Here is a 13,508-nt window from a genome sequence, read left to right as displayed (position 1 = left end):
CTCCAGGGGTCGTCGGGCCGCGCCGAGTGAAGCCTTCCCGCGACGTGGAGCATGCGCCACCGCCGCGGCTGAACGGACTCGTAGCGTGCGCCATGCGCACGATCCGCGATGTGGAATCGAGCGATGGTATCCGGGTGCTGCGATGGGGGTTCATGCAGTCGTGCGCATGGCGCACGCTACGTTCCGCGGGGCTTTGCCCGATGCGTTGCCTGGGCGCTCCAGGGGTCGTCGGGCCGCGCCGAGTGAAGCCTTCCCGCGACGTGGAGCATGCGCCACCGCCGCGGCTGAACGGACTCGTAGCGTGCGCCATGCGCACGATCCGCGATGTGGAATCGAGCGATGGTATCCGGGTGCTGCGATGGGGGTTCATGCGGTCGTGCGCATGGCGCACGTTACGTTCCGCGGGGTTTCGCCCGATGCGTTGCCTGGGCGCTCCAGGGGTCGTCGGGCCAGGGATGCCTCGGGTACCGCCCCTTCATCTCCTTCCTTACCTCGGCATAGGTCGAGTTCCAGAAGTTGCGCAGATCGGCGGTGACCTGCAGCGACTTGCCGCCCGGGGACAGCAGGTGCAGCAACAGCGGCATGCGGCCGTCGGCGATGCGCGGCGTGTCGGCCAGGCCGAACAGCTCCTGCAGCTTCACCGCCAGCACCGGCGGCTGGCCATGCGCGTAGTCGATGCGACGCTCCATGCCGGATGGCACGGTGATGCGGGTCGGCGCCAGCTGGTCGATGCGCTGACGCAGCGACCAGTCCATGCCGGACTTCAGCGCATTCGCCAAGTCGTCCTCGCCCAGTGCCTCCAGGCGCGTCTTGCCGGCGAACGCCGGCTTCAGCCAATCGTCCAGCGTGGCCATCAGCGCGTCATCCGACAGGTCGGGCAGGCCGAGGTCCGGCATCCACTCGCGCAGGCAGCGCACGCGCTCGCGCCATTGCTGCAGCGACTCGGGCCATGACAACGCCTCCAGGCCGAGATCGCGCACCGCGTCGGTCAGCGCCGCGGCGGCGAGCTGCGGATCCACGCGGCCCGCCGGTCGCGCATCGAACACGATCTGGTCGAAGCGCGATTCGCGCTGCGCGGACAGCGCGCGACGCGCTGCGTCCCAGCGCACGGTGTCCTCCGTGACGAAGCGGTCGGCGAAGTCGCGGCGCAGGCGTTGCTCGTCCACCGGCGCACCGCGCTGCACCAGCGCGTCGCGGTTCTCGTGCCGCAATTCGCTGACGACGATCCACGGCTCGCCGACCAGTGCGCTGTCGTCGAACAACTTCGCACTGCGCCCGTTCGCCAGCAGGTAGCGGCGCGCGTCCTGTGGGTGCCGGAAGCCGATGCGGTCCGGAAACGCATGCATCAGCACGTCGCCGAGCCGGTGCGCTTCGACCGAGGAAGGCGGGGACGTCGATTCGCGCACCCGGCGGCGCCATTGCTTCGCTGCTGCGTCGATGGCAGCCAACCCCGAGCGGTTGGCATCACCCTGCGCACGTCCGCTGCGGAATGCGGCCAAGGCACGCCAGCGCGAGGCCAACGCATCGCCGCCCATGCGCAGCGGATCGCGTGCCTCGACCAGTGCGGCGAGATCGCAGGCCAGCGCGCGGTCGTCGCCCTCGCCCGCCGACAGCAGCATCGCGGCCAGGCGCGGATGCGTGCCCAGCGTCAGCATGCGCTTGCCCAGCGGCGTGATGGCATTCGTCGTGGTCAGCGCACCGAGGCGGCGCAGCAGATCGCGTGCGGCATTCAACGCGCCTGGCGGCGGCGCGTCGACGAAGCGCAACGCATCGCTGCCCCAGGCGGCCAGTTCCAGCGCCAGTGCACCGAGTTCGACCAGCGCGATCTCCGGTCGGCGCTGCGGGTCCAGCCGCTGCGACTGCGGCCACAAGCGATAGGCCCACCCATCGGCGACACGACCGGCGCGACCGGCGCGCTGGTCGGCGGACGCCTGCGAAATCGTGGTGATTTCCAGCCGGGAGAACCCGCTGTTCGGATCGTAGGACGGCTCCCGCGCCAGGCCGCTGTCGACCACCACGCGCACGCCGGGCAGGGTCACCGACGATTCCGCCACGTTGGTGGCCAGCACCACGCGGCGGCGACCCTGCGGGTCCGGCTGCAGCGCTTCGGACTGTTTTTCCACCGGCAGTTCGCCGTGCAGTGCCAGCACGATGAAGTTTTCTTTCCCTTCTCCCCCAGGGAGAAGGTGCCCGGAGGGCGGATGAGGGGCGAGCGCAGTCCTGTTGCCGGCACCATCGCGACCTTCGTCGCCCCTCACCCCAACCCCTCTCCCGTCGGGAGAGGGACTCAACATCGCCGCCACCCGTGCGATCTCGCGCTGGCCCGGCAGGAAGACCAGCACGTCGCCCGGATGCGACTGGACCGCATGCTCCACGGCGCGGCGTACCTGGACGTCGAGTGACTCGTCGCGACGCGCCGGAAAGTGCGCCGCCTGCACCGGGAAGCTGCGGCCCTCGCTGCTCAGGCGCGGCGCATCGAGGAAACGCGCCAGCTTCTCGCCATCGAGCGTGGCGGACATGACGACGAGGCGCAGGTCCTCGCGCAGCTGTGCCTGCACGTCCAGCGCCAGCGCCAGGCCGAGGTCGCCGGCGAGGTGGCGTTCGTGGAATTCGTCGAACAGGATCGCGCCGACGTCCTCGAGCATCGGGTCGTCCTGGATCATCCGCGTCAGGATGCCTTCGGTGACGACTTCGATCCGCGTGTCGGGACCGACCTTGTTCTCGAAGCGGATGCGGTAGCCGACCGTGCCGCCGACGCCTTCGCCACGCTGCTTCGCCATGAATCCGGCCGCAGCGCGCGCAGCCACGCGGCGCGGTTCCAGCACCACGATCTTGCGGCCCTGCAGCCACGGCTGGTCCAGCAGGGCAAGCGGCACCTGCGTGGTCTTGCCGGCGCCGGGCGGTGCCTCCAGCACCAGGCGCGGATGCTCGGACAGGCTGCGGACGATGTCCTGCAGCAGAGGGGTGATCGGGAACGTGGGTGATGGCATGCGGTGGGAAGGATAAGGCCTGCCGTGCCTCTGTAGGAGCGACGTAAGTCGCGACCGCACGGTTTGCGTGACTGTAGTTCCGGGAGATTTCCGCTGGATACGGGCTTTTCGTTTTCGCGGTCGCGACTTACGTCGCTCCTACAACGACGCACGCCAAGGTTTAAAATGCAGCCATGGATCTCATCGACATCGGCGCCAACCTTACCCACGACAGCTTCGACCACGACCGCAACGCGGTGCTTCAGCGCGCACGCGAAGCCGGCGTGGTGCAGCAGGTGGTGACCGGCGCCAGCCGCGAGCACTCGCCGACTGCGCTGCGGCTGGCGCAGGCGCATGCGGGCGAGCTGTTCGCCACGGCCGGCGTGCATCCGCATCACGCCACCGAGTACACCGACGAGTGCGACGCCGAGATGCGCGCACTGCACGCGTACCCCGAGGTCGTGGCCGTGGGCGAATGCGGGCTGGACTACTTCCGCGACTTCTCGCCGCGCCCGGCGCAGCGCAAGGCGTTCGAGCGCCAGTTGCAGATTGCGGTGGACACCGAAAAACCGCTGTTCCTGCATCAGCGCGACGCGCACGACGATTTCGTGGCGATGATGAGGAACTTCGACGGCAAGCTGGGTCCGGCCGTCGTGCACTGCTTCACCGGCACCAGGAAGGAACTGTTCGACTGCCTGGACCAGGACTGGCATATCGGCATCACCGGCTGGCTGTGCGACGAACGCCGCGGCCTGCACCTGCGCGAACTGGTGAAGAACATCCCGGCGAACCGGCTGATGATCGAGACCGACGCGCCCTACCTGCTGCCGCGCACGGTGAAGCCGCAGCCTTCGCACCGGCGCAACGAGCCGATGTACCTCGCCCACATCGTCGCCGAGCTGGCACGCGATCGCGGCGAGGACATCGAGGTCACCGCCGCCGCCACGACGGCGACGGCACGCGCGTTCTTCCGGTTGCCGACGCCGGGCTGATGCCGACGGTCAGCGCTTCCTGACCAGCTCCACGCGACGGTTCTTCGCGCGACCTGCCTCGGTGCCGTTGTCGGCGACCGGCTTGTCCTGGCCGAAACCGGCGGCGGCGAGCCGCTTGGCGTCGATGCCCTGCCCGGTCAGCGCGGCGACCACCGAGGTGGCCCGCGCGGTCGACAGCGTGCGGTTGCGTTCGGCGGTACCCGTGTTGTCGGTGTGGCCTTCGACCGACAGCGACAGCGCCGGATCCTGCGTCAGCAGCGCCAGCACCTGGTCGAGCTGCGGCTTCGAATCCGGCAGGAGGTCGGCCTTGTCGGTAGCGAAGTTGACCTGGATGGCGACGCGGCCGCTGGCGTCGAGCTGCTGCTTCAGCACGTCGGCGGGCAGCAGTGCGGCGGTCTGCACCAAGCCCTTGCGTTCGACGACCACCCAGCCCGCGCTCAGGTATTCCAGCCGCGCATGCACCCAGACCTGGCGTCCGTCCGCCAGGTCGACGCGATAGACCAGCGAGTCGTAGCCATCCCAGCCGAAGCCGGTGCCATTGCTGTACGGACTCTTCTGTTCGAAGGTAATGCGCTCGGCGGCGTCCTTCGGAATGCGGCCATCGAACAGCTTCGTCCCGCCGGCTTCGGCCATCATCGCTTCGAGGTTGCGGCGCACCTCGTACATCGAGTGCTGGCCTTCCTTCGCCTTCACCGAGGCCGTGTAGGTCCTGCCTTCGACGTTCTCGAACGCGGCACCGGTCCAGAAGGGATAGGCGTCGAAGTCGCGCTGCGTGGGGCGGTTGCCGTCCTCGTAGTCGGCCGGCAGCGACAGATACGGGAACGTATCCTGCCAGTGGGCCGTCGCAACGAACGGGCGTTCCTCGACGACCACCAGCCCGGCCGAATGCGAGTCGGACGACAGCTGCACCCAGAGGGTACGGTCCGCCTGGCGTATCACGTGCACGGTGGTCGGCGTGTCCTCCGCCATGTTCACGCCTTCGATGAAGCCTCCGCCGATCTCGTCTTCCAGCTGCGAGCCGTAGTAGAAATCACGCTTCAGCGGTCCCTCGAACACCTGTTTCGCACCCGCCTGCTCCAGCACGGCCAGCAGGTTGCGCTTCAGTTCCAGCGCCGAGTATTCCTTGTCCCGCGCCTGATCGCGGTCGATGCCGATGCGGGTGCTCCAGCTGCGGCCTTCGACCCAGTGCAGACCTTCGCCCAGACGAAACGGAAAGCGGGCGAACGACCGCTTCGCCGCGCGGTTGACCGGCCCGTACCCCGCCGGCATCGAGAAGAACGGCAGGTCGCTGCCCAGTGCCTGCGCGCTGACCGGCACGCTGGCGGGATCGAAGGGAACGATCGCGATCGGCCGGCCTTCCTTGTCCAGCAACTGGTCGCCCGCCGCACGGTCGCCACGCGGGGTTGCTTCGGGCGCCGATGGCGTGGGCGTTTCCGCCGTTGGCGTGGCATCCGCCGCCGCCGGGGCGTCCGTGTCCTTGCTACCGCATGCCGACAGCACCAGCGCCGTGGCGCAGGCCGTGGCCAACATCATGCTCCGCATTCGTCCTCGCTCCTGAGTGTGGGGAGCCGCGAGCGTACCCGATGGAGGTTCAGCGCTCGTGGACGCGCGTCACGGCGGAGATCAGCCGGTGCGTTGCGCGTCGTAGGCCTGCAGGTGCACCCACGCGGCATGCAGGCGGGGAACCGCGATACCGTGCACCATGGCGCGATGGACCATGTCGCCGACGATATGCGCGGCTTCGACGCGCTGGCCGGCTTCCAGATCGCGCAGCATCGACGCCTTCATCGGCGAACCCGCCGCAACGAGGATCTCCCGCGCGTTCGCTTGCGCGGCGGCAGGCACCGACTGGCCGGATGCCGCGGCGACCGCCAGGCATTCGTCATGCAGAGCGGCCATGAACTCCGCACCGCCCTCGCCCGCCACGATGGTGCCGATCGGCGCACGCATCGCGCACGTCCCGGCCGCCAGTGCGGTGAGGAAGCTGTACTTGACCCACTGAGCCTGCGCGATGTCCGGTGTGTACAGATGGTCGATGCCGGCCTGCGTGCAGGCGGCAGCCAATGCCTGCAGGCGTGTATCCGGCGACTGGCCGGCGCGTTCACCGAACGTCATCGAGGCCGGCTTGCCGAGGTGCAGGATCTCGCCATCGGCGGCCAGCGTGGCGCTGATGAAGCACAGGCCGCCCAGGATTCTTTCGAAACCGAAGCGCGCATCCAGCGCGTCGTACTGGCGCAGGCCGTTGAGCAGCGGCAACACGGCGGCACCCGCAGCGACCGCCGGTGCGATGGCGTCCATCGCGCTGTCCAGGTCGTAGGCCTTGCAGCTCAACAGCACCAGGTCGAACGGGGCGGCGTTGCCGAGTTCGTCTGCGGTAGTGACGTGCACCCGAACATCGGCATCGCCCAGCGGGCTGCGGATACGCAGGCCGCGTTCGCGCAGGCGCGCCGCACGCACTGGACGCACCAGGAAGCTGGCGTCGATGCCGGCCTGCGCGAGGCGACCGCCGAAGTAGCCGCCGGTGCCACCGGCACCGAGCACGAGCAGCCGCATCAGCTGCGCAGCCCCACGCCCTTCTTCAGCAGCCACAGTCCCAGCGCGGCCAGCCCGAACACGAACGCGAGCATCAGCGCATAGGCGACCCACAGCGGCACGTCGCTGGTGCCGAGCAGGCCGTAGCGGAAGGCGTTGACCATGTAGAAGATCGGGTTGGCGTGGGTCAGCGCCTCGGCCCACGGCGGCAGCAGCTTGACCGAGTAGAACACGCCGCCGAGGTAGGTCAGCGGGGTCAGGATGAAGGTCGGCACGATGGCGATGTCGTCGAACTTCTTCGCGTACGCCGCATTGACGAAGCCGGCCAGCGAGAAGATCGTCGCGCCCAGCAGCACCGTGGTGATGGTCACCAGCGGATGCGGGATGCGCACCTTGGTGAAGAACATCGCGATGACCAGCACGATCGCGCCGACCATCAGGCCGCGCAGCACAGCGCCGGCTACGTAACCCAGAAGGATCACCCAGTTCGGCATCGGGCTGACCAGCAGTTCCTCGACGTGGCGACCGAACTTGGCGCCGAAGAAGCTGGAACTGATGTTGCCGTAGCTGTTCTGGATGATGCTCATCATCACCAGGCCCGGCACGATGAACTCCATGTAGGTGTAGCCGCCCATGTCGCCGATGCGGCTGCCGATCAGGCCGCCGAAGATCAGGAAGTACAGCGTCATGGTGATGGCCGGCGGCACCAGGGTCTGGCCCCAGATGCGAAGGATGCGGTTCACTTCGCGACGGACGATCGTACCCAGTGCGACCAGGTTCTTGCGGAACGGCGTGTCGGCGGCGGCCTGCTGCATCTCGGTGGCGCTCATGCGGCCTGCTCCCGCTTGGCGGCGGCTTCGTCGCCGGTCAGGCGCACGAACAGCTCTTCCAGCCGGTTGCTCTTGGTGCGCATGGAGCGCACGCAGATGCCCGCATCGCCCAGTGCGGTGAAGACACGGTTGAGGTCCATCGCGCGCGGCATGTCCAGGTCCAGTGTGTGGCTGTCGGTGGCGGACAGCGTGGTGCCTTCGATCACCGGCAGCTGCGCCGGCAGGTCGCCGTCGATGTCGAACAGGAAACCCTCGACATCGAGCTTGGCCAATAGCGCGCGCATCGGGCCCTGCTCGACGATGACGCCACGGTCGATGATGGCGAGATTGCGGCAGAGGCTCTCAGCCTCTTCCAGGTAGTGCGTGGTCAGGATGATGGTGGTGCCGGCTTCGTTGATGTCCTTCAGGGTCTTCCACATGCCGCGGCGGATCTCGATGTCCACGCCGGCCGTGGGTTCGTCCAGGATCAGCAGCTTCGGCCGGGTCATCATGGCGCGGGCGATCATCAGCCGGCGCTTCATGCCGCCGGACAGCGTACGGCTCATGACGTGGGCCTTCTCCCACAACTGCGCGCGCTTGAGTTCCTCTTCTGCGCGCACCAGCGCTTGGGCGCGCGGGATGCCGTAGAAACCCGCGTAGTTCACGCAGATGTCGAGCGGCTTCTCGAACATGTTGAAGTTGATTTCCTGCGGCACCAGGCCCAGCAGGCGCATCGCCCCGTCGCGGTCGCGGTCGATGTCCACACCGAACACGCCGACCTGCCCGCTGCTCTTGTTGACCAGCGAACTGACGATGCCGATGAGGGTGGACTTGCCCGCGCCATTGGGGCCGAGCAGGGCGAAGAAATCGCCGGGTTCGACCTGCAGCGACACGCCCTTGAGGGCCTGCACGCCGGTGTCGTAGACCTTGCGCAGGTCGGTGATGGCCAGCGCGGGAGTGGCGGCGGAAGCCGCGGAAGGAGACGCCATGGGAGCCTTGCGATGCGCGCGGGGGCGCGGTGGGAGGGCGAGCGCTTATTATAGGCGCCTCGCCGGGGCCGCCCCGGGCCACAGAGTGTTCCAGCCGCTTTGGCCATCGCTCCCTTTCCCCTGAAGCTCGTCGGACGCCGCATGCTGGCGCCCAGCGTGGGCCACTACAGCTTCGTGCGCGACGACGGCCAGCCGCTGGATTTCATCCCCGGTCAGTTCATCCAGGTGCATTTCAGCTACGCGGACGGCACGGCGACCAAGCGCAGCTATTCGCTGGCGACGATCCACGACCACGCGATGGGTCCGGGCGAGGCGGTGGAGATCGCGGTCAGCTACGTGCCCGGCGGTGCGGCGACCGCCCTGTTCGAAGGCCTGCCGGAAGGCGGCCACGTGGAGGCCAGCGGACCGTTCGGCCGCTTCTGCCTGATGCCGGGCGACCGCAACGCGCGCTACCTGCTGATCGCCACCGGCACCGGCGTCACCCCCTACCGCTCGATGCTGCCGCAACTGGAGGCGCTGATGGCCGGGCGCGGTATCGACGTCGTGCTGCTGCAGGGCGCACGCACGCCCACCGAGCTGCTGTATGGCGACGAGTTCCGCGCCTTCGCCGACATGCATCCGGCCTTCCGTTACGTACCCTGCCTGTCGCGCGAACTGCCGGCCGATCCGCATCCCGATGTGCGACAGGGTTACGTGCAGCAACACCTTGCCGAGTTCGCGCCCGATGCGGCGCGCGACATCGCCTACCTGTGCGGCAACCCCGACATGGTCGATGCCTGTTTCGAGACACTGAAGGAACACGGCCTGCCCGTCCCGCAGATCCGCCGGGAAAAATACGTGTCGAGCAAGTAGCGCCGGCGGGGCCGTCAGGACGATGGAACGTCCAGGTAAGCGCCGTTGGTCACATCCGTCCCGCCGCACCGTCATGGCATGCTGGGACCCGCCTCCAACGGAACTGATACATGGCTCTTCTTCATCGATCACTCGCGCTCGCGCTGGGCGGCTTGCTGCTGGCAGGCTGCAACGGCACCGCCACCGGCCCCGACCAGCAGGCCGTGCGCCACTACGGCGACATCGCCTTCAAGCCCTGCACGCTGACCGCGCCCTACCTGACCACCACGGTGGAAGCGCAATGCGCGACGTACGACGTGGCCGAGGACCCGGCGAAGCCCGAGGGCCGCAAGGTGGCGCTGAACATCGCGTGGCTGCCCGCCACCAACGAGGGCGCGGCGACCGAGGACCCGGTGTTCTTCCTCGCCGGTGGTCCGGGACAGGCGGCGGTGCAGGTCTGGCCCGCCATCGACGCCGCATTCCGCGAGGTGCGCAAGTCGCGGCATATCGTGCTGGTCGACCAGCGTGGCACCGGCAAATCGAATCCGCTGTCCTGCAAGGACGACGAAGGGCGCAATGCCTACAGCGACGCGGAAGACCTGAGCGAGGCCGCGGCGGTGGCGTTCGCCCGCGAATGCGCCGCCTCGCTGCAGGCCGATCCGCGCTTCTACACCACCACCGATGCCGTGCGCGATCTGGACAGCGTGCGCAAGGCACTGGGCGTGGCGAAGATCAACCTCGTCGGCGGCTCCTACGGCACGCGCGTGGCGCAGCAGTACGCCATGCGTCATCCCGACAGCACGCGCAGCGTGGTGATCGACGGCGTGGTGCCGAACGAGCTGGTGCTGGGCAGCGAGCACGCGCGCAACCTGGATGCGGCGCTGGCGCTGCAGTTCCAGCGTTGCCAGGCGACGCCGACGTGCAAGCAGCGCTTCGGCGACGACCTGCGCGGGCAGCTGCGTACGCTGATGACGCGATTGGCCGCGACGCCGGTGGACACCGACTATCGCGATCCTTCGACCGGCGAACTCGTCAGCGGCCAGGTCTCCGCGGGCACCGTTGCCGGCATCACCCGCATGTACTCGTACTACCCGCAGGGCGCGGCGCTGCTGCCGCTGGTCCTCAATGAGGCGCAGCAGGGCCGTTACGGGTCGCTGATGTCGCTGTCGAAAATGCTGGAGACGCAGGTCGGCGACCAGTTCATGCATGGCATGCAGCTGTCGGTGATCTGCGCCGAGGATGCCGACCTGCTGAAGGCCGATCCCGCCGACACCGATACGGTACTGGGCAGCGTGCTGGGCGACACCCTCAAGGCGCAGTGTGGCGCGTGGCCCACGGGCCAGCGGCCGGCGGATTTCCACACGGCGTGGACGTCGGACGTTCCCACCCTGATCACCTCCGGTGAACTGGATCCGGTCACCCCGCCGCGCTACGGCGAGCAGGTGCTGCGCACGTTGTCGAACGGCCGCCACCTGACGCTGAAGGGCCAGGGCCACGGCACGTTCGCCGTCGGCTGCATGCCGAAGCTGCTCGGCCGCTTCCTGGAAACGGCCAACGCGAAGGACCTCGACGCGACCTGCCTCGACAGCCTCGACTACGTGCCGCCCTTCACCAGCTTCAACGGCTGGGAGCCGTGAGCCGCGCTTCGCGCGCCCGCCCTTCTCAATGGACATGACCGAATGATCATCGCCAACGACCTGCACAAGTCCTTCAAGACCAAGACCGGAACGGTCACCGCCGTGGACGGCGTCAGCTTCACCGCCCACGACGGCCAGATCACCGGCCTGCTCGGCCCCAACGGCGCCGGCAAGACCACCACCATGCGCATGCTGTACACGCTGATGACACCCGACCGCGGCGAAGTCCGCGTGGACGGCATCGACACCGCGCGCGACCCGGTCGCCGTGCGTCGCGCGCTGGGTGTGCTGCCCGATGCCCGCGGCGTGTACAAGCGCCTGACCGCACGCGAGAACATCGCCTACTTCGGCGAGCTGCACGGGCTGTCGTCGAAGCAGATCGCCGAGCGCACGCAGGCGCTGTCCGATGCGCTGGACATGGGCGACATCCTCGATCGCCAGACCGAAGGCTTCAGCCAGGGCCAGCGCACCAAGACCGCGATCGCCCGCGCGCTGGTGCACGACCCGCGCAACGTCATCCTCGACGAACCCACCAACGGCCTGGACGTGATGACGACCCGCGCGATGCGCGGCTTCCTGCACCAGCTGCGCGACGAAGGCCGCTGCGTGATCTTCTCCAGCCACATCATGCAGGAGGTCGCTGCGCTCTGCGACCGCATCGTCATCATCGCCAAGGGTACGGTAGTCGCCGCCGGCACCGCCGACGAACTGCGCGCGCAGGCGGGCGAGGACAACCTGGAGGACGCCTTCGTCAAGGTGATCGGGTCGGAGGAGGGCCTGCTGGCATGAACATGTTCCGTACTGTCTTCACCGTGATGCGCAAGGAACTGCGCGACCTGTCGCGTGACCGCCGCACGCTGGCGCTGGCCCTGTTCCTCGGCCCGCTGCTGTATCCCGCGCTGATGCTGGGCATGGGCTACCTGACCGAGAACCGCATCCGCACCCAGGTCGACAAGACGCTGGAGATCCCGATGGTCGGCGCCGAACACGCGCCGAACCTGGTGAAGTTCCTCGCCACCAACGGCATCACGTCCGCGAAGGCGCCCGACAACCTGGATGCGGCGATACGCACGCAGGAGATCGACGTCGCCCTGCGCATCAGCCCAGACTATGCGGACGACTGGCGCAACGGCCGCCCCGCGCTGGTGGAGATCATCCGCGACAGCACGCGTCGCGATGCCGACATTCCCACGCAACGCGTCAATGCCGCGCTCTCCGCATACAGCCAGCAGGTCGGCGCGCTGCGCCTGCTCGCGCGTGGCGTGGATGCGTCGGTCGCGCGGCCGGTGAACGTCGGCATGCAGGACCTGGCCACGCCCGAAGCCAAGCAGGGCATGCTGCTGTCGGTGCTGCTGCCGTACCTGCTGATCCTCACGTCCTTCATCGGCGGCGCCTACCTGATCCTCGATGCGACCGCGGGCGAACGCGAGCGGCAATCGCTGGAGCCGTTGCTGGCCACGCCGGCACCGCGCAGCGCGGTGGTCAGCGGCAAGATCGCGGCGGCGTGCGCGATCGGCCTGACGACCCTGCTGCTGACGCTGCTCGCCTTCAAGTTCAGCGCGCAGTTCGCGGGCACGCTGGGCCGGCAGTTGAACGTGTCGTTCCTGTCGATGGGCAAGATGCTGCTGATCCTGCTGCCGATGCTGTTCATCGGCACCTCGCTGCTGACCTATCTCGCCGCGTCGGCGAAGAGCATGAAGGAAGCGCAGAGCCACATGACCTGGCTGATGCTGCTGCCGATGATCCCGACGTTCGCGCTGATGGCCAATCCGCTGAAGAGCCAGCTCTGGCAGTTCGCCGTGCCGTTCCTGGCGCAGAACCAGCTGTTGCTGAAGGTCATCCGCAACGAGTACATCAGCCCGCAGACATGGGGCATCTACGTCGCGGCCGCATTCGGTGTGGCGGCGCTGCTGTGGTTCGCCGCCGTACGGCGTTACCACCAGGAGAAGCTGGCCGTCGCCGGTTGACGACGTACGTCGCCGCAACGGAAACGGCCACCTTGCGGTGGCCGTTTTTTTGGCTCAGAAGCGGTATTCGTATCCCAGCGTCAGCGTCTGTGCGGTGACGTCGGCGTTGAACAGGTCGCCCTTGTTGTAGTCGTAGTTCAGGCTGAGGCCGTTGGTGTGGTCGAAGTCGTAGCCCACGCCCACGCCCACGTACGGCTTGGTGGAGCGGTCGCGCAGCGACACGCCGTCGGCGCTCAGCTTGGTGTTGACGCTCTGCGCACCCGCGCGGCCGGCGATGAAGAAGCCGGTGTTGTCGGCGCCGAACGCCTTCTTGCCCACCACGCCCAGGCCCACCGCGTCCATGTCGTAGGAAACGCCCTGGATGGAACGGTCGCCGAGGATCGAATAGAAGCCCTCGACGGCAACGTTCGGAGTGAAGTAATGGCCGATGCGCAGACCGTAGGCGGTGTCGGTGTCGTCGGCACTCAGGCCGTCGACCTCGATCTTCAGGTCGCTGTGGCCGATTTCGAAGCGTCCGTACCACTGGCCGGCCTGGATGGCGGCAGCGGTGGACGAGAGGGTGAGGCACGCCAGCGCAACCGCGCCGGCAACAGTGAATCGCTTCATGGAATCCTTCCGTGTTGTTGTGATGTTCGCCCGTCATGCGGGCGGCGGCACAGTAATCGTCGTGCCTGGTGCCGTCCAGTGCTGGTCGTCTTTTGTTAGCCGACATCTTCCACGCGAAAAAGAAAGGTAATTCCTAGCCTTTCCGGACCAGAGTGGGCCGTAGTTGCTGGATCGAA

At 67.9% G+C, this 13,508-nt stretch carries 11 protein-coding genes; 5 read left to right on the top strand and 6 right to left on the bottom strand.

All coding sequences use genetic code 11. The features are described from left to right. Positions 1-392: 392 nt before the first annotated feature. Positions 393-2,990, bottom strand: coding sequence for an ATP-dependent helicase HrpB (hrpB, locus tag V7060_RS12755; RefSeq protein ID WP_334179627.1), 2,598 nt, complete (start codon positions 2,988-2,990; stop codon positions 393-395). 173 nt (positions 2,991-3,163) lie between these two features. On the opposite strand from hrpB, the gene V7060_RS12750 reads away from it, so the two are divergent. After that, positions 3,164-3,961 carry a TatD family hydrolase gene (locus tag V7060_RS12750; protein WP_334179626.1) on the top strand — a complete coding sequence of 266 codons (798 nt, stop codon included), beginning with the start codon at positions 3,164-3,166 and terminating at the stop codon, positions 3,959-3,961. Between the two features lie 9 nt (positions 3,962-3,970). On the opposite strand, the gene V7060_RS12745 is transcribed toward V7060_RS12750, so the two are convergent. From V7060_RS12745 to V7060_RS12730, 4 genes are all read right to left on the bottom strand, one after another. Then, positions 3,971-5,494, bottom strand: coding sequence for an OmpA family protein (locus V7060_RS12745; RefSeq protein ID WP_334179625.1), 1,524 nt, complete (start codon positions 5,492-5,494; stop codon positions 3,971-3,973). 90 nt (positions 5,495-5,584) lie between these two features. Next, the gene (panE, locus tag V7060_RS12740; protein WP_334179624.1) at positions 5,585-6,514 is read right to left on the bottom strand and encodes a 2-dehydropantoate 2-reductase; all 930 of its coding nucleotides are present in this window, start codon (positions 6,512-6,514) and stop codon (positions 5,585-5,587) included. Beyond that, the gene (locus V7060_RS12735) at positions 6,514-7,323 is read right to left on the bottom strand and encodes an ABC transporter permease (protein WP_334179623.1); all 810 of its coding nucleotides are present in this window, start codon (positions 7,321-7,323) and stop codon (positions 6,514-6,516) included. Before V7060_RS12735 ends, panE begins: the two co-directional genes overlap by 1 nt. Next, positions 7,320-8,291, bottom strand: coding sequence for an ABC transporter ATP-binding protein (locus V7060_RS12730; RefSeq protein ID WP_334179622.1), 972 nt, complete (start codon positions 8,289-8,291; stop codon positions 7,320-7,322). Before V7060_RS12730 ends, V7060_RS12735 begins: the two co-directional genes overlap by 4 nt. Positions 8,292-8,390: 99 nt before the next feature. Here V7060_RS12730 and V7060_RS12725 point away from each other — a divergent pair, with 99 nt between their 5' ends. The 4 genes from V7060_RS12725 to V7060_RS12710 all read left to right on the top strand — a co-directional run bounded on the left by V7060_RS12725 (position 8,391) and on the right by V7060_RS12710 (position 12,726). Continuing rightward, positions 8,391-9,143, top strand: coding sequence for a ferredoxin--NADP reductase (locus V7060_RS12725; protein ID WP_334179621.1), 753 nt, complete (start codon positions 8,391-8,393; stop codon positions 9,141-9,143). A 110-nt stretch (positions 9,144-9,253) separates the two neighbouring features. Beyond that, complete coding sequence (locus V7060_RS12720; protein WP_334179620.1) at positions 9,254-10,759, top strand: alpha/beta hydrolase; 1,506 nt, start codon at positions 9,254-9,256, stop codon at positions 10,757-10,759. 42 nt (positions 10,760-10,801) lie between these two features. Beyond that, on the top strand, positions 10,802-11,548 hold the full coding sequence (locus V7060_RS12715; protein ID WP_334179619.1) for an ATP-binding cassette domain-containing protein: 747 nt from the start codon (positions 10,802-10,804) through the stop codon (positions 11,546-11,548). Beyond that, the gene (locus V7060_RS12710; protein ID WP_334179618.1) at positions 11,545-12,726 is read left to right on the top strand and encodes an ABC transporter permease; all 1,182 of its coding nucleotides are present in this window, start codon (positions 11,545-11,547) and stop codon (positions 12,724-12,726) included. The genes V7060_RS12715 and V7060_RS12710 overlap by 4 nt, the downstream gene beginning before the upstream one ends. A 54-nt stretch (positions 12,727-12,780) precedes the next feature. Here the strand turns inward: V7060_RS12710 and V7060_RS12705 are convergent, their stop codons facing one another. Further along, positions 12,781-13,332, bottom strand: a complete 552-nt coding sequence (locus V7060_RS12705; RefSeq protein ID WP_334179617.1) for a porin family protein — start codon at positions 13,330-13,332, stop codon at positions 12,781-12,783. Between the last annotated feature and the right edge of the window lie 176 nt (positions 13,333-13,508).

It is taken from the genome of Pseudoxanthomonas sp. (assembly GCF_036845285.1).
GTDB lineage: Bacteria > Pseudomonadota > Gammaproteobacteria > Xanthomonadales > Xanthomonadaceae > Pseudoxanthomonas_A.
Note: the sequence above shows the minus strand (reverse complement) of the source record. Positions and strands in the feature narration are given on the sequence as shown.